Here is a 16,341-nt window from a genome sequence, read left to right on the forward strand (position 1 = left end):
TCCCTTTAGAGCGACTGTGGACCGTCGAAAAAGCGGCACCAGACCTTATCGTCTGGGCAGCACCGGTCATGTTTTTACTGACCGGAATAGAAATTCTGATTACGCATTTACAGGAGAAGCCCTATTATAATAAACAGGAAACGATTGGGTCCATTTTAGTGGGTTTAGGCTCAGTTGTGATTGGAACCAGTCTGAAACTCGGCCTGCTGTATGGGGTCGTCTGGCTTTACAACCTGCTTCCCTGGCGCATGTCGCTTCAGTGGTGGACGTTTATTCCCTGTTACCTCATCTTTGACTTTTTTAGTTATTGGGCGCACCGCATTTCGCATGAACGTCGATTCTGGTGGACAACCCATGTGGTTCATCATTCCAGTGAGCATTACAATCTGACGGTTTCATTCCGTCTGAGCTGGATTCAGAACTTAAAGGTTATTTTTTTTCTACCCGTAGCCCTGATCGGCTTTCACCCCATCATTTTCTTTACGGTTAGCCAGGTAGCCGTCCTGTTCCAGTTTTGGGTGCACACCGAGTACATCCGTCGGTTGCCGAATTGGGTCGAGTTTATATTCGCCACTCCGTCTAACCATCGGGTACATCATGGATCGCAGGAGAAGTACATCGATAAAAATTACGGGGCTACGTTTATTATTTGGGATCGGCTGCTGGGAACCTACCAGCCTGAAGAAGAAGCGCCGATCTACGGTATCACGACGAATATTGGCAATAAAGCGAATCCAATCCACATCAATTTTCACGAGTTCATTGACATGGTGAATGACGTGAGAAAAGCTCGTGGCCTTCGACAGAAGCTCTTTTATCTTTATGGAAGTCCCATTGCCGTTTCACAAAAAAAACAGGAGCTTGTCAACGTAGAGACCGTTTCGGAGGATGAATTAGTTGAACGGGCGGTATAACGAACAGATTACTATCAATACACATTTAAACAATTCGATCACGATATGGAAAGCGAAGACAGAGAAGATATCATCCGGGCCAAACAGGCCATTTCGCCCAATGGGCTGGAAAACCAATCGGCGGAAGGACACAGTGGGATAAGTACCGAACAACCTGTCGGCGATTTACCCGACGAGAAACTTCCCAATCAGGAACTGACGGATAAGTACATGGATGGCCCCGATGAGCCAGGCGAAAATGTGCGGGTTATGAATCCGAATCGCAATTCAGACAACAAGCCGAGCATTGATAAACCCGCGTATGATTAGATTGGAAATAGACCATTTGACGTCAAAACGCAATAAATTGTAATGTAAGTCTTTTGTTTATGGCTTATTTAACCCCAACCCCTAAAGGGAGCTTAGGTCGATTCTAACAAGCTTAAACTCCTTTTAAGGGTCGAGGGTAAGTACCACTAAACTTGTACGGTAATTAACCCGCTTTTAAAAAAATAGGCGGCTGGCGCTGATTCTTATTAATAAACTCAGATAGCCTTCTTAGTAGGCTAGTATATTAGCGAATACATCGCTAGATAGGTCATTGCACCAGCAATATAGCCCAGCAGCGCCAAGCCACTTATTCGCCGGAGGTACCAGCCAAATTCTAACCGTTCCATACCCATAACGGCCACACCAGCTGCTGAGCCAATGACTAGCAAACTGCCGCCTGTTCCTGCACAATAGGCTAATAATTCCCATAACTTGGCATCAGGTGGATACAGGCTTAGATCATACATGCCCATGACAGCTGCCACAATAGGAACATTATCAACAATGGCAGATGCTACTCCAACAATGAGGACAATTACATCCACATTACCAATGGTTTGATTCAACCAAACAGCTACTGTCTTTAACGTTTCCGTTGCTTCCAGAGCGCTTACCGCCAGGAGAATACCCAGAAAAAATAAAATGCTGGGAATGTCCACCTTGCTCAGGGCATAGGCTGCCGTGTAGCGCTTGCGGTCCTGCTCGTCTTTATCGGCATGAATAATTTCCGATATTCCCCACACGACGCCTAAAGCCAGCATCATCGCCATGTAGGGAGGTAAATGCGTGATTGTCTTCATTACGGGCACCATCAAAATCGCGCTCAAGCCAGCGGCAAACATTATTCGCCGGTCACGCCGGTGCTGGGGCGTAACATAAGGACGGCTAATACCCCGTTTACCGGTTACGTCTTCAGCTTCTGCTGGTGGCTGAATCCAAAACGTTAATCCAATCAGAGGAATCAGTAACGAGACCAGGCTGGGAAGAAACAACTGCCCAATTATGCGCTCGGTGGTAATCCTGCCCCCTATCCAGAGCATCGTCGTCGTAACATCGCCAATGGGTGACCAGGCTCCACCAGCGTTAGCGGCAATAATGATCATCCCAGCCATCAACCGACGCTGTTCTGGATTTCTGACTAGCTTTCTCGTAACAGACACCATGACTATTGCGCAGGCCAGATTGTCCAGCAAGGCCGATAAAACAAAGGTCAGTGTTCCGATGAGCCACAACAATACCTTGGGATTTCGCGTGGCAACGCGGTCGGTGATCAGGGTGAATCCATCGTGAATATCGATGAGCTCTACAATGGTCATCGCACCCAGTAAGAAAAAAAGGATTTGGGCAATGTCGCTAAGATGGTGCCCTAATTGATCTAAAACGGGCTCTGGTTGCTGAACAGAAAGAATATAGATCGTCCAGCAAAGAACGCCGGAAATCAGCGCCGTGGCCGTTTTGCTAAAATGAATGGGGTGTTCAAGGGTAATTAAGACATACCCAACAATAAAGACCAGGATAATTGATGTCATGAGTCTATGGACGAAAACGAGGAGATTAAGACCAAGGCCGCCACTTAAAATTCTGTGGTCAGTAGACTCACAGCTTGTTCTATTGCTACGCGTTAGGCCAGGTTCACGACCGCTAACATACGCACAGAGGGCCTATTTGTCGACCCAAACCTACTATTCTAAGGATTTTCTAAGATCTGCTTAAGTCCCTTCTAAGCAAAATGCGGGTGCTTTGAGTCGTATTTATACCAATCATACGGATACCATGAAACTAACTACACTTTCAATTCGACTATTGGTGGCTACTGTACTGATGGGTCTAACCGTTGTTTTCGTTCAGGCTTGTGATAGCCATTCCGACCAATCCCAAACGGAAAACGCAATGGCAAAAACCGGAGATTCTGTTGAAGCAGAAGAGACAACGGCTGGTTTCCGGGAAGAACGCGATGAAGTCGTTGCCGATCTGGAGCAAGAGCAGGAAGAACTTGATCAGGAAATCGACCAACTAAAAGATCGAATAAATCATCAAAGTAATAAAACAAGCAAGACACTTAAACGGCAATTGGCTGAATTAGAAAAAGAACATCGGGATCTGGCAAAGGATATCGACATTGCCAAAAACGCAACAGAAGATGTTTGGCAGGAGATAAAAGCAGGGTTTAAGAAAGCAGGGCGTACACTTGGTGATTCCTTCGAGAATGCTGGTGATCAGCTCAATAATCGCTAACTAAGACCGCGCTCAAGTTTACCCTCACGGCTTTCTCTTCGGCCACCTCACCAAGCCCTGGCAAGCTGGCCTGGGTAACGTGAAACTAAAAACGATAACAAGTTATGGAAACGAACTGTCATTTTTCACGCCCACTTAGTGCATTTAATCATCCCAGCCAGGCCATACAGGATGCAGAATGGATTAATGACCCAGCTAACCCAACCCGTTCGGGCAAAGGCATACTCCACAAAGGAGAAACTGTCTGGTTTCATGATGATTTGTTTGGCAGTGGACCCCTCTGGCAACAGGTGCGCTTGATAGACAATTCATTAGTCTATGTAAACCCACACCATTTTGAGTCGCTTACCCGGGAGTAAATGAGTTAAGTATCTGTCAGGATGCACAGAAAAAGCCCGATGGCGGGATTAAGCATCTTCAATTCATTCAATCTATTCTCTAAGGACTTTCTAATAGTTGCTTAAGGTGATTCTAAGTTGCCCCTGCGTTCTTTGGTTTATATCAACTTCATGCAACGGCAGCCCTATGATAACTCGTCTTACAGGATCGCTTCTTACACTATCAGTTGTAGCTGTAGCAGTATCAGGTTTTCAAGCCTGGAAGCTTGCCCGGATGATCCGAAAACGGATTGACATCCGGGAATTTCTACGGTATTAATCGTACGTAATGATCAACGCGCGATTCAATTTTACTGGTTGAGCTACTATTAATAGCCCTGCCTGCTTATCGCATCTACGTATAAACCCGATGATGAATCAGCTCGATATAAACAGACGAACCCTTGGTATTACCTTCCCCACTGAACAGCAGGCAACTGTAGTTCTATGGGCTCCGCTGGCCAAACAGGTGGCGGTAGCAATCAATAATCAGGCTACACACATTCCTTTAACAAACGATCATTCAGGCTATTGGCAGTTGGAGACTGACCAAATCAAACCTGGCGATTTGTATACATTTGTGCTCGACAACGAGAAGGAATATACTGATCCGGCATCGCTGTTGCAACCTCAGGGTGTATATGGCCCTTCTCAGGCGGTAGATACAAACAAATTCTACTGGGAAGATTCCTGCTGGATTAATCCCCCCCTTGATGAGTACATTATTTATGAACTCGACATTCACACTTTTACGCCCGATGGCACGCTCCAGGCGATCATCAGCAAACTGGGCCATTTAAAAAAACTAGGCATCAACGCGCTTGTTATCAGGCCCGTTGCGCCTTTTCCGGAGTCAAAAAACCAGACACATAAGGAATCGTTTATTTATGCCGTACAGGCGTCGTATGGAGGCCCTGCCCAGTTGCAACAACTGATCAATGCCTGTCATTATGAGGGCATTGCGGTCATTCTGGATATAATTCCAAATTCTATTGATCCGGGGGCAATCAGTCATCGGGATATCAGCACGTATATTCCCAGAAAACAAAGTACCAGCCAGGCTAAAGCCACTCAATTCACTACTAGCCAGCAGGATGCATATCGGCGTTACCTGATTGAGAATACTTTGATGTGGTTCCGTGATTTTCATGCCGACGCTATTCGCCTGGATGTAGGGCATTCCCTTAGTGATTCTGAGCGTTTGTTGCAGGAAATTCGGGAACACACCAATAAATTGACAGCTCTAACGGGTCGTCAGTACTACCTGCTTATTGAACAGGGTTTGGCCGAAATACCCATGTATAGCCCAACGAATCAGCAAGTTGGTAATGGCCCGTTAGCAACGACCGACGACGATTGCCGGAGTTACTACCTCACCGACAGAAGCGGTGGTCACCAGGCAAAAACCTACCGGGAGAATTTTGCATATGATGCCCAATTTTCGTCAATTCTTGAGGAACTGTTTGAACGACAGGCAAAAACTGCGCCTGTAGCGCCTTTACTTACGGTTTCCCAACATTATAAGCAGACGGGTCATCACGAATTACCTGAAGAAGAAGCAATCATTAGCTTTGAATTGTTAAAACTTACGGCTGGCTCCATTATGGTTAGCCCCTATATTCCGACTATTTTCATGGGCGAAGAGTGGGGGGCTACGAATCCGTTTTCGGAATCATTACAAACCAGTGCGTTCTCGGTCGTTCAGGCTACAGATAAAGCAGCTCTGTTGACCGATCATAAGCCCCTTTCGTGGGAATTGCTGAAGCAGGTTCCCAATAAAACTCTCTACCACTATTATCAGGCCCTTACCGCCTTACGCCGATCACAACCGGCACTCTACCATCTGAATCCAAAGCAGGTAGAAATCAATCACCGGCAAGACCAGCAGACGATGATCCTTCACCGCTGGTGTAGAGACAATCATGTGCTTTCCCTGATGAATTTTTCCCGACAAGATCAGCCAATTACGTTACCAACTCTAGGTAAAGACTGGCAGAAATTACTCGATTCGGCCGACCCGCTTTGGAGCGGTCCTGTAGCTTCCCTTGACTTTCTCTCGGATGAGGACACGCTCATTCTACAGCCCGAATCGATCGTGGTTTATAAAGCACTTTCTTAGTAATAACAAGGTTTCATCATACAGACAATTCTAATCAAATTCTAAGTTGATACTAAGCAGTTGTTAAGCATTGCGTCGGAACTTGGATTCAGTACCCAAATCCTGTTCCAATTCCTTGCAAATCCGTACAACTATGCTTAACGCTAACCTACAGAATATATTAGTTCCCATTGATTACAGTGACGCTTCGATCAATGCGCTCGACACGGCCATTGCAATGGCCAAACGCCAGCAGGCCCAGCTCCAGTTGTTGCACATAGTTAGTATAAATGGGATTATGGGTTCTACAGGGTCAGCCATGTTGGATGTAGCCTTTGGCGATCACGTCGCATCCAATCAGCAAAGTTTAGACATGCTTGCCCAAAATGTACGAGATGAACATGCCATTGAGTGCAAAGCCGTGGTCGTTTTAGGAGCGGTATACCCGTCAATTGTTGACGAAGCCACCAAATTACAGGCCGATTTAATTGTGATGGGTAAGCACGGAGCTTCCGGTTTACGGGAGTTTTTTATTGGCTCTACTGCGTACGCTGTCCTGAAACACGCTCCCTGCCCTGTTTTGACAATACCTCATTATCGTAAATGGGAGAGTTTCAAAAAAATTCTCTTCCCGATCCGACCCGTTGCCGATGCCTTATCTAAATACGATCTGGCCCGTCAACTAATTCTTAAAAATAATGCGGAGCTAATTGTGATGGGCCTGATCGAATACAAAGAGAAATACAGCCCTGATGCGCTTCAGGAGGATGCAGCCCGGCTCGTGAAAGTCCTTGATGAAGATGAGGTTAAGGTGCAAATGCACTATTACTATTGCGACTCGATGGCGCAAAAGATCGTAGAAAAGACGCGCACCCGAAATGTCGATCTAGTCATTATTACAGCTACGCTCGATTATAAAATTCAGGATTTTTTTGTGGGGCCTTTTGCCCAGCAGGTTGTCAATCATGCCAAAGTACCAGTCTTATCCATCAGACAATCTCCCCAACTGGCGAATTAACCCCCTTTTATTTCACCTCTTAAATCCCAACAACCATGGAAAATTTAATCGTAAAAAAACTACTCGTTCCCATTGATTACAGCCAAACTTCGCTTAATGCCTTAGACTTAGCCGTGGCTATGGCGCAACGTCATAATGCCGAAATACGGCTGATCCACGTCCTGACTTCATTTCAGGATGACTATGCCTGGGCAGACAGCAATTTATTGACGGATTCAACTACATCAACGGTTGAGAAAGAAATCCAACGGCTAAAGCAACTCGCCGAAACCACCTCTTCGACACATTCCATTTCTTGTTCATTTGAACACAGAATAGGTATAGTTTGCGATAAAATTGTGGAGGCAGCTACTGACTTTGGCGCTGATCTGATCGTGATCGGCACACATGGTACGTCTGGCTTACGCTCTTATTTTATGGGGCTGGAAGCGTACCGGGTTGTTAAGGTAGCCGCTTGCCCCGTAATGACGGTTCCTAATCACCAAAAATGGACCAGTTTCCGGGAAATTATCTTCCCGGTTCGGCCAATTCCGGGCACTACCGACAAATATGACCTTGCGCGGATAATTAGTCTTAAAAACAACGCACACGTGACCGTTCTGGGTTTACTCGACCGCTATGATGAGCTGAAAAATGAAATCTTAACGAGCGTTCTCTCAACGTTGAAAAATCGGTTAACACATGACGAAATCAACGGCGATATGCTTTTGCTGGCAACAGATTCAGTTCCGTATACGATACACCAAAAAGCAAGTGAACTACAGGCCGACCTGATCATTATCACCTCCGACATCGACACGGCCAGTAAGTTTTCTTTATTCGGCCCGTTTGTTGAGCAGATTGTCAATCACGCTAAAGTGCCTGTTTTGGCAATCAGACCGCAACCTATTGCTGGAGCACTGCAACAACCCGCAGACGGTCTATTTCAGGCAATAACGTCAGCATTTAGTCCGGCATAACCGCCCCTCAATCCTCAGAAAGCCTTGGCTGGCTCCGTTGTTTAACCACTGTAAGCGGGTTATAGCTTATCCTATTTTTTGGCATTTCTGGCTTTAGTTCTACTCCATACGCATCATGAACTATCTGATTCGATTTCATCTGTACGAAAATCCATCCCGTCAAAACTTCCGTCAATTGGGATCTGACCAATGGGTTCAGAAGCCCCCCAGATTTATATACGGTTTACCCTACCGATTAGAAGCGGAAGAATTCGGTCCAATCGGGCACCCCTGCCAGGTTTATATAGTGGCCAATCCACTCATCATTAAACCCCTGCTGGACAGAGCGAACCCCCTAAGGAAACGGTTTCTGGTTGACGTCTTTTTAGCCCGACTAGAAGAGTGGGGCTGGTTTGAGGAAGCTCCTGAAGTCAGGCAAAAAACGAGGGTCAGTTGCAGGATTCCTAAGCAAATGGACAAATGGTTGGTGAAGGCCGACGATAAATAAACAGCTTCTAAGCCGAATTTAGACTGATAAGGAACGTCGTTACTAAGCAATTTCTAATTTCTCGTTAAGCAATCCTTAAGGTGGTGGTGATAAATTTATAGTATAAATAGTTATGTTTTACATAAAAATTATACTATCATGGACTATAAACAGACAAACACAGCCGCCATATGGCTTTCGGTATTAGCCGCGCTTTTACTGGGTAGTAGTATCTATTACTGGAACAAAAGTGGCAATTTGATTAAGGAGAAAAATAAATCAGAGCTGAAAGCCGATTCGCTCCTATCGGTAAAATTTGATCTTGAGCGGAACGTCAAACAAATCAGCAACGACCTGAATGCCCAGCTTTCCGAAGCCAATACGCAGAACGAACAGTTGGAAGCGCGTGTCGAATCCGTGCAGAACAAACTTCAGGTTAAAGACAATCTGCTCAGTAAAATTCGTCGTCAAAACGCAACCAGCGTATCCCAACTTCATGCACAGCTTACCCAATTGGAAGGCGTACGCAACGAGTTGCAAGCCGAACTGACGCAGGTAAAAAACCAAAACCAGCAATCGTTGGCTGATAACACCAGTTTGAAAAATACAACGACGACTTTAGAACGCAAAATCCATACCCTTGACACCGAATTAGCCGCCATGAAGGCACTCGTTACGGTCGATAATTTCCGGGTCGATGTGATAAAACCAAACGACAAACTGACTGCCAAAGCGAAAAAGATCAAGAAACTTCAGATTTCGTTTACATTGCCTTCGGTTCTGAAGTCAGAGGGAAACGAGACGATTTACCTTAGTATCACCGACCTTAAAAACAACCCGGTTGATGGCGCTTTACGTACCGAAACGATCCATGTGGGTGAGTCTGCTCTTCAGGTGCCCGTTCATGCCGTTAAGGCGGTCGATTTATCGAATAATCCACAACAGGTCACCATCGACTATGAGCCTGCCAGTAAAGTAGAACCGGGCTTTTATCAGGTCAAAATCTACACCAAAGACAGTTACCTGGGTTCAACCGAGTTCGGTCTTCGCGATAGCTTCTGGTTCTTCTAATAGAAATCTGGATTTCACCTAAACCTGTATACCTATGAAAACCCAAACCATAAATCGAATTCTGGTTCCGGTTGATCCGGACAACTTATCTCTGGAAATCATCCGTCTGGCTATCGCTATGAGCCAGCGGCACAAAGCCGAAATCAGGCTGTTGCATGTGATTAATCCTGAGCAATACACCTTTGTGCCAATCGACAGCCTGTCGGTTTCTGTGCCTCGCGAAGAGGCTATTAAAACCGACACCCAGCGGCTACAACAATGGGCAAGCGCTACCTTGAGCGACCAGGTCTTTTCCTATAGCGTTGAATGCCGAACAGGTGGACTAGCGGCCCGGATTGTCGATGCGGCTACCGATTTTAAGGCTGATCTGATTGTGATGAGTAAGCCCAGCCCCTCCGGCCTCCTGCAATATATGATTGGCTCAGAGGCTTATTATGTAATTAAACATGCGCCTTGCCCAGTTATGACCGTACCCGAACATGCCTGTGTGAACGATTTCCAGCATATACTTTTCCCAATCAGACCTTTGCCGGGAATAGAGACTAAGTATGACTATATCAGCACAATTGTTCGTAAAAACAATGCCCATCTGACCGTACTCGGCTTGTTTAATGGGTACAATTCATCACAAGGTAAAGCTCTTTATATTAATCTGGCAATGCTCAATAACTGGATTACAGACGATGCTATAGAAGCGGACATTGTACTATCCGAAACTGATTCCGCTGTGAATACCGTACTGCAACAAGCCAAAGATCATAAAGCAGACCTCATCGTCATAACGGTCGATCCTGGGGCCAACGTTCGGCAATTATTTACAGGGCCTTTTTTCAAGCAGATAATCAGTCGGGCTACCATGCCGGTCTTATCGGTTAAACCCCAAACAGCCGTATCTGCGCGTAGCCAGTCAGTCAAAGAGTCATCTGCACCTCTGTTTCCAATGACTGCTTAACGTATCGTTCCATTCCGTTATAACAGACTACACTATACGATGAAACCTTTACATGAGTTCTTGAACGTTGAACTGATTCACCTTAAATCATTTACCCTAACGGTCGCCGATGTTTGTTCATCGGCGCTCGTTTTGTTGCTGGCCTGGTTATTCATGTACGGCGTGAAACAGTACGTACTACGGCTTTTTTTCAAACGTCGAAACGTAACGGTCGGTCATCAATATGCAATCACGCAGTTGGTTAAATACGTTGTGTATCCAGTCACGATTGTGCTTTCCCTTCAGGCGTTGGGCATTCAACTGTCGGTAGTTCTGGCAGGGGCAGCCGCGCTTCTGGTTGGTATTGGACTAGGGTTGCAGCAAACCTTCAAAGACCTCTTTTCCGGCATAATTCTCTTGATTGAAGGAACCGTTAAAGTAGATGATATGGTGGTGATAGACGACACGATTGTGATGGTTAAGGAAATTGGCATTCGCACATCGAAAGTGGAAACCCGCGACGAAATCGTCAAGATTGTGCCCAATTCAAAACTTGTGGAAGATATCGTCATCAACTGGTCCCATAACGACCGGCCAACCCGGTTTCATATCGATGTTGGCGTAGCCTATGGGAGCGATTTGTCGTTGGTGAAAGAGCTTTTACTTAAAGCGGCCAAAGAACATCGTAAAATTTTGAAATGCCCTGAAGCAACGGTGCAGTTTCGTGAATTTGGGGCCTCTTCGCTGGATTTCAAGCTCTTCTTTTACAGCATGGAGTTTCTGCGAATAGAAATGGTAAAAAGCGATCTGCGTTTTCGGATCGATGATTTGTTTCGCCTAAACAATATTACGATTCCATTCCCGCAACAGGAAGTCTGGTTTCGCAATGAATTGACTACGACAAGACCCAAAAAGTATGAACGTGTGTAAGATTACTTTACCTTCGACGCGATACTAGCCCGCGTTACTGATGAATACGCAGCATACCAAACTCAGTGAATTGCCCGCAACAGCCATTTGCGGAAACGACATTAGTTCTTCCTGCCTTTACGTTTCGGCACTGAGTATTTTATACGCCGGTCAGTACGCCTGGATTTCCTTGCTCCTGGTGGGCGGTACGTTGTTTCTGTTTCGGAAGATTTACGGCGAGGTGGTAGGCGCTTTACCGCTTAACGGGGGGGCTTACAACGTATTGCTCAACTCGGCCAACAAGTCGGCGGCTTCGCTGGCGGCCTGCCTTACCATACTCTCGTACGTGGCCACGAGTGTGATTTCGGCTAATGAAGCCATTCATTATGCTGTTGCCTTCACGCCCTCCATCCCCATAATGCTGGGGACGGTTGGGCTTTTGCTGCTGTTTTTTCTGCTTAATTTACTCGGCCTCAAAGAGTCGTCGAAGGCGGCTATCGTCATTTTCATTATACACCTGGCTACACTGGTTGTATTGTGCGGGGTTTGTGGCTGGCATGTGCTAACCCATGGGCTGAGTCAGTTTTCGGTCAATTTCGCTACGAAATCCGAGCATAGTGTTACGTTTCAGCTTTTCGCGGGCTTTGCAGCGGCCATGCTGGGGATTTCGGGTTTCGAAAGCTCAGCTAACTACGTCGAAGAACAGGGCAAAGGCATCTTTCCCAAAACACTACGCAACATGTGGATTATCGTGACGGTGTTTAACCCCCTGATTGCGCTGTTGGCCCTGAGCATTATGCCCATTGGCGAGGTGAATAACCATGAGGCTTCTTTACTGGCGTTTATGGGTGAACGTTCAGGTGGGCAATGGCTTTCGTACCTGGTATCGTTTGATGCCATTCTTGTATTGTGCGGTGCCGTGCTGACTTCGTTTGTGGGCGTTAGTGGCCTGATGAAACGAATGACGCTGGACCGAATTTTTCCGCAGTTTTTTCTAAAAGAAAATGGCCGACAGGCACCGTATTACATTCTATTGCTGTTTTTTGTGCTTTGCGTGGCTATTCTGTTCAGTACAAGCGGGAATCTTAAGGCACTGGCGGGTGTGTATACTATTTCGTTCCTGTCAGTTATGGGGCTGTTTGGTATTGGCAATCTATTGCTCAAACTCCGCCGGAAACGCTTGCCTCGACCCGAGAAAGCGCCTATTAGCTCGGTTCTGTTGGCTCTGCTTGCAGTCAGTATGGCATTATGGGGGAACGTCATGCTAAACCCCAAATACCTCTGGGTCTTTTTTGAATACTTTATCCCTACGTTTTTAATTGCCTTAATGATGATGGACAGGTCGTTGATTCTGACTGGGTTACTATCGGTTATTCTCTACTTTTTCAATCCCCTCAAAAAAGTCATTGAACGCTTTACACGCTGGACCAACGAGACCATCGACGAAATAAACGGGCAGGAGTTTGTCTTCTTTTCGAAAGGTGATGATATAGCCTCGCTCAACCAGGTGATGATTTATATTCAAAGTAATGAAGAAACCAATCGGCTGCGCATCGTTACAGTTGAGAACGAGCACTTCAAGGCACCGGAACACCTGCACCGCGACATCGAAACCCTCGACCGGGCCTACCCTGAAATTGATGTTGCCTACGAGCGAATAAATGGCAATTTCGGTCCCGAATTAATCCAGGAGTTATCCACCAAATGGCAGATTCCAACCAACTTCATGTTCATCGGTTCCCCCGGGCAGCGATTCCAGTACCGCGTTGAGGAACTGGGTGGAGTGAGGCTGATTATTTGATGGATTATTTCTCACGCAGTAGCTTCAGCAACACCCCGTTTGTCCAGCCGAAACCGTCCTGATTGGGATATTCGCCCCCTTTGGCCGTGGCTGTATTGATCACGTCGTACTTTTCGACCATCTTACCGCTGGCTTTGTACACCCGCAGATTTTCGTTTACCCAATTCGTTTTGATCTTATTGGCTAAAGGTATTTGTCTGTAGTCCCGCAAACCCCGAATAGCTAACCACTGCAAGGGAGCCCAGCCGTTAGGTGCGTCCCACTGTTCGCCGGAGCGGACGAGCGTAGTGGTTAAACCGCCGGGTTTCAGAAAGGATTGCTCCAGTTTTCGGGCCACAGCCATTGACTGAACAGGCGTCGCTATTTTTACAAAAAGCGGATAAACAGCCGCTAGTGAATAAACCGTCGACGGCTTTCGGGCCACAAAATCATAATCGAAATAGAACTGACTTTTTGCGTTCCAGCAGTAGCGTTGAATGGCCTCCCGCCGTTGCTGAGCCAGTTGCTGGTATTTTTTCGACTGGGCATCATCGCCCTTCAGGCGGTACGCTTCGGCCAGGGTTTGTTCCAGATGAACGAGCAGCGAGTTCAAGTCGACCGGAATAAAATCTGTTGTATGGATTGTTTGGAGACTCTTACCATCACGCAACCATCGGCTGCTGAAATCCCAACCCGATTCGGCCCCGGCCCGAAGGTGCTGATACAGTAGTTTCGGATCTTTGGCGCGTCGGGCCAGTAGCACATCTTCCCGGTATGACTCCGGGCGGGGTGTTTGTTTATCATCGAAATACCGGTTCAGGTAAACGTCTTCGGCCAGCCGAACCACCCGCCGGTGAACCGGGTGCTGGTCCGTAAGCTGGTCTTTCCCATCCATCCAGAAATCATATTCCTGTTGCAATTGGGGCAGGTAATTGATTAGCACCCGACGGCCCTGTAGTTCGCTGAGCAGGTTCACCATGAACGAAAAAAACGGTGGCTGCGAGCGCCCTAAAAAGTAGGTTCGGTTGCCGTTGGGAATGAAACCAACCGTTTTGATGAGGTAGGCAAAATTGTCGACCATGTTCCGAATCTGGCTAGTCTGGCCCGATGCCCGCAACCCCAGCATCGTAAAATAGCTGTCCCAGTAATAAATTTCGCCAAAACGTCCGCCCGGCACTACGTAGGACTTTGGCAGCGGAATCAGCGAACCGGTCTGCTGAGCTGCTTTAGACGTTAGCGATGCAGGGCGGGTGAGCACGGGCCATAAATCAGTAATATGCTCTTGAACCGATTGCCCGGCTTTGCTGGTATAGCCCGACGCGGGCTTTATTGGTAACGTAAAGTTCTGTAGCACAAACGCTTTCAAATTGAAATCACTCCGCTGTCGGGCCATTTCGTAATTCGACAGAATCGTTTCTGGTGGAAGTTTGGGCGTACAATCGGCAAAGGTTTTGGAGTCCGGAAAAACAGCTTTCATCTGGACGGCCTCGAATAAGTACCCAAACTGTTCGTCGGGGCCAGCCAGATTCCGGACAATTGAGCTGCTGGCAACGGACGGTGTATTTTTTTTGAGAACCTGCTGACTCCCAACGGGAGTCAGGCTAAACAAAAAGAAGATAAAGGGTAAAATCAGTTTTCTGGGTAGTTTCATACGATTGTTTTCATCGGTCAGGCCTATTCAGATACGCCCTATCCGGAGATAGGGCGTATCTCTTCGGTCATACTTACACCAGTTCCGGTTCAAGAACAACCGGGACGGGTGCTTTGACAATGGATTTAATAAGCTGCAAGGGAACACGCACCCAATCAGGACGGTGATTGAGTTCCTGATTCAAATCGGTAATGGCTTTTTCGAGTAGGTACGTTTCCAGCATCATTTGCCGATCGTCCGGGTCGGTTGGGATAAACGAACTACCCTGAACTGTTTCCAGATACGCATGCATAAAGAAACCACTCATGTGATGCGCCCAGAACTCGGCGTAGGGTAGAATACGACCCAGATCATCATCCGTTACCTGATTAGTTCGCAAAAAACCTTCGTATCCTACGTAATAAAAGGAGCGAATCATGGCCGCAACATCGCGCAGGGGCGACCGTTTCAGCCGTCGTTCACTATAACTGCGGGTCGGATCGCCACCGAAATCCTGAATGGCAATATCTTTGCCCGTGAGCAGAATTTTTTCCAACTGCAAATCGCCGTGGATTCGAATTTTGCTGGTGTCCAGCTTTTTGCTGTAAATCCGCTTCAGCAGGTTCAGTACGTCGTCCTTTCGACCCAGCATCTGCTCAACATCCGCTCGTACATCGTCGGGAAGACGTTGTAGATTCCGTTGCTGGCTTTGATAGCTTTCGCGAACCAACGACTGTAAACCCGAAAACAGTGAACGCTGGTAATGCAGGGAGAATTCTTCCGGGGCAAAATCCAGATGCATATGATCAGAAGCCAGTGCCCGGTGCATCTGCCCGATACGGGTACCCAGCAGCCGGGCCTGTTCAGCGCCACGCGGGCCGATCAACTCCTGGGTTTCAATGGGTAAGTCAGTAAGGGCAAGGGGTTGACTCAAGGTACCGCGCGGGATATCAACAGCCGTCGCTAACTGGATCTGATTGCGGGCCAGAACACGCTCGATAAAGTTATTGATCCGTTCCAGTACGTACGTTTTTCCGTCTCCATGCCGGGCAACCAATTCCTGCATCACGCCTAACAGAATCGGCTCACCTCCCGAAAACATGTCTATGGCTCCGGCAAATTTTGGAACATAGGGGAAATCAGCGTTTTCGGACAGGAAACGCGTCAGTTCCGTATCGGGATTGATGGCCATATCTACCTTCCGGTAGAATTTCAGTAGAAAACAGTGGTCGTAGGTGATGGATACGTAATGATGAGTGGACGTAGCCAATTTTGATTTTATAGCGCTGTGCTCCCGAACGTAACTGGCCAGCAACGGTGTACACTGAAAGGCCAGATTCCCTTCTTTATGCCTGCTTTTTTCAGTCATTTTCTGAAGAAGCGCCTGCTGAACTTCAGGCAGATACAACCCATCGCAAAGAATTCCCGACTCATGGCCAAGCGCCAGATTCGCCAGTATAGCCTGTGGGTAATCGTGGGTAAGCCTGGCAACCTGTGACGCACCGGCAAAGGCAACGATTAGCTGGAAGATTTCGGGCAAATCCCGCTCATACGTTACCTCAAGTAGTAGTATATAGGCCGAGCCAACCGGGAGCAGAAGTGGCGCATGATTCAGAATAGAAATGCTCCGCATGGTCTGCTTTT

The 16,341-nt window shown here is 47.1% G+C and carries 14 protein-coding genes and 1 pseudogene; 12 read left to right on the forward strand and 3 right to left on the reverse strand.

Annotated features, from left to right (window positions below; genetic code table 11):
• Both ACYVGO_RS20720 and ACYVGO_RS20725 read left to right on the forward strand, forming a co-directional pair.
• A partial coding sequence (locus tag ACYVGO_RS20720; RefSeq protein WP_460970902.1) for a sterol desaturase family protein occupies positions 1-914 on the forward strand: 914 nt, incomplete at its 5' end.
• A 45-nt stretch (positions 915-959) separates the two neighbouring features.
• On the forward strand, positions 960-1,223 hold the full coding sequence (locus tag ACYVGO_RS20725) for a hypothetical protein (protein WP_460970903.1): 264 nt from the start codon (positions 960-962) through the stop codon (positions 1,221-1,223).
• A gap of 236 nt (positions 1,224-1,459) precedes the next feature.
• Here ACYVGO_RS20725 and nhaD read toward each other — a convergent pair whose 3' ends face one another.
• The gene (gene nhaD / locus ACYVGO_RS20730) at positions 1,460-2,752 is read right to left on the reverse strand and encodes a sodium:proton antiporter NhaD (protein ID WP_460970904.1); all 1,293 of its coding nucleotides are present in this window, start codon (positions 2,750-2,752) and stop codon (positions 1,460-1,462) included.
• Between the two features lie 244 nt (positions 2,753-2,996).
• Between nhaD and ACYVGO_RS20735 the strand changes: the two genes are divergently transcribed.
• The 10 genes from ACYVGO_RS20735 (at position 2,997) to ACYVGO_RS20780 (ending at position 13,088) form a co-directional block, all read left to right on the forward strand.
• Positions 2,997-3,458: a sll1863 family stress response protein gene (locus ACYVGO_RS20735; protein WP_460970905.1), complete on the forward strand. Its 462-nt coding sequence runs from the start codon at positions 2,997-2,999 to the stop codon at positions 3,456-3,458.
• 104 nt (positions 3,459-3,562) lie between these two features.
• Positions 3,563-3,817 carry a hypothetical protein gene (locus tag ACYVGO_RS20740; protein WP_460970906.1) on the forward strand — a complete coding sequence of 85 codons (255 nt, stop codon included), beginning with the start codon at positions 3,563-3,565 and terminating at the stop codon, positions 3,815-3,817.
• Positions 3,818-4,205: 388 nt separating this feature from the next.
• Entirely contained in the window at positions 4,206-5,954 is a 1,749-nt protein-coding gene (locus ACYVGO_RS20745) for an alpha-amylase family glycosyl hydrolase (RefSeq protein WP_460970907.1), read from the forward strand.
• Between the two features lie 133 nt (positions 5,955-6,087).
• Entirely contained in the window at positions 6,088-6,951 is an 864-nt protein-coding gene (locus tag ACYVGO_RS20750) for a universal stress protein (protein ID WP_460970908.1), read from the forward strand.
• Between the two features lie 35 nt (positions 6,952-6,986).
• Positions 6,987-7,910, forward strand: a complete 924-nt coding sequence (locus ACYVGO_RS20755) for a universal stress protein (protein WP_460970909.1) — start codon at positions 6,987-6,989, stop codon at positions 7,908-7,910.
• A gap of 115 nt (positions 7,911-8,025) precedes the next feature.
• The gene (locus ACYVGO_RS20760; RefSeq protein ID WP_460970910.1) at positions 8,026-8,397 is read left to right on the forward strand and encodes a hypothetical protein; all 372 of its coding nucleotides are present in this window, start codon (positions 8,026-8,028) and stop codon (positions 8,395-8,397) included.
• A 138-nt stretch (positions 8,398-8,535) separates the two neighbouring features.
• Complete coding sequence (locus tag ACYVGO_RS20765) at positions 8,536-9,447, forward strand: hypothetical protein (RefSeq protein WP_460970911.1); 912 nt, start codon at positions 8,536-8,538, stop codon at positions 9,445-9,447.
• Between the two features lie 34 nt (positions 9,448-9,481).
• Positions 9,482-10,399, forward strand: coding sequence for a universal stress protein (locus ACYVGO_RS20770; protein WP_460970912.1), 918 nt, complete (start codon positions 9,482-9,484; stop codon positions 10,397-10,399).
• Between the two features lie 39 nt (positions 10,400-10,438).
• On the forward strand, positions 10,439-11,308 hold the full coding sequence (locus ACYVGO_RS20775) for a mechanosensitive ion channel family protein (protein WP_460970913.1): 870 nt from the start codon (positions 10,439-10,441) through the stop codon (positions 11,306-11,308).
• Between the two features lie 40 nt (positions 11,309-11,348).
• The gene (locus ACYVGO_RS20780; protein ID WP_460970914.1) at positions 11,349-13,088 is read left to right on the forward strand and encodes an APC family permease; all 1,740 of its coding nucleotides are present in this window, start codon (positions 11,349-11,351) and stop codon (positions 13,086-13,088) included.
• A gap of 4 nt (positions 13,089-13,092) precedes the next feature.
• On the opposite strand, the gene treF is transcribed toward ACYVGO_RS20780, so the two are convergent.
• The gene (gene treF, locus ACYVGO_RS20785; protein ID WP_460970915.1) at positions 13,093-14,718 is read right to left on the reverse strand and encodes an alpha,alpha-trehalase TreF; all 1,626 of its coding nucleotides are present in this window, start codon (positions 14,716-14,718) and stop codon (positions 13,093-13,095) included.
• A 73-nt stretch (positions 14,719-14,791) separates the two neighbouring features.
• Positions 14,792-16,341: pseudogene (locus tag ACYVGO_RS20790) on the reverse strand (maltose alpha-D-glucosyltransferase); the annotation flags it as partial.

This window comes from Spirosoma migulaei, from assembly GCF_054776855.1.

Coding starts and splice junctions, on each gene's coding strand:
- ACYVGO_RS20725 (WP_460970903.1), top strand. CDS start 960: ATGGAAAGCGAAGACAGAGAAGATATCATCCGGGCCAAACAGGCCATT.
- nhaD (WP_460970904.1), bottom strand. CDS start 2,752: ATGACATCAATTATCCTGGTCTTTATTGTTGGGTATGTCTTAATTACC.
- ACYVGO_RS20735 (WP_460970905.1), top strand. CDS start 2,997: ATGAAACTAACTACACTTTCAATTCGACTATTGGTGGCTACTGTACTG.
- ACYVGO_RS20740 (WP_460970906.1), top strand. CDS start 3,563: ATGGAAACGAACTGTCATTTTTCACGCCCACTTAGTGCATTTAATCAT.
- ACYVGO_RS20745 (WP_460970907.1), top strand. CDS start 4,206: ATGATGAATCAGCTCGATATAAACAGACGAACCCTTGGTATTACCTTC.
- ACYVGO_RS20750 (WP_460970908.1), top strand. CDS start 6,088: ATGCTTAACGCTAACCTACAGAATATATTAGTTCCCATTGATTACAGT.
- ACYVGO_RS20755 (WP_460970909.1), top strand. CDS start 6,987: ATGGAAAATTTAATCGTAAAAAAACTACTCGTTCCCATTGATTACAGC.
- ACYVGO_RS20760 (WP_460970910.1), top strand. CDS start 8,026: ATGAACTATCTGATTCGATTTCATCTGTACGAAAATCCATCCCGTCAA.
- ACYVGO_RS20765 (WP_460970911.1), top strand. CDS start 8,536: ATGGACTATAAACAGACAAACACAGCCGCCATATGGCTTTCGGTATTA.
- ACYVGO_RS20770 (WP_460970912.1), top strand. CDS start 9,482: ATGAAAACCCAAACCATAAATCGAATTCTGGTTCCGGTTGATCCGGAC.
- ACYVGO_RS20775 (WP_460970913.1), top strand. CDS start 10,439: ATGAAACCTTTACATGAGTTCTTGAACGTTGAACTGATTCACCTTAAA.
- ACYVGO_RS20780 (WP_460970914.1), top strand. CDS start 11,349: ATGAATACGCAGCATACCAAACTCAGTGAATTGCCCGCAACAGCCATT.
- treF (WP_460970915.1), bottom strand. CDS start 14,718: ATGAAACTACCCAGAAAACTGATTTTACCCTTTATCTTCTTTTTGTTT.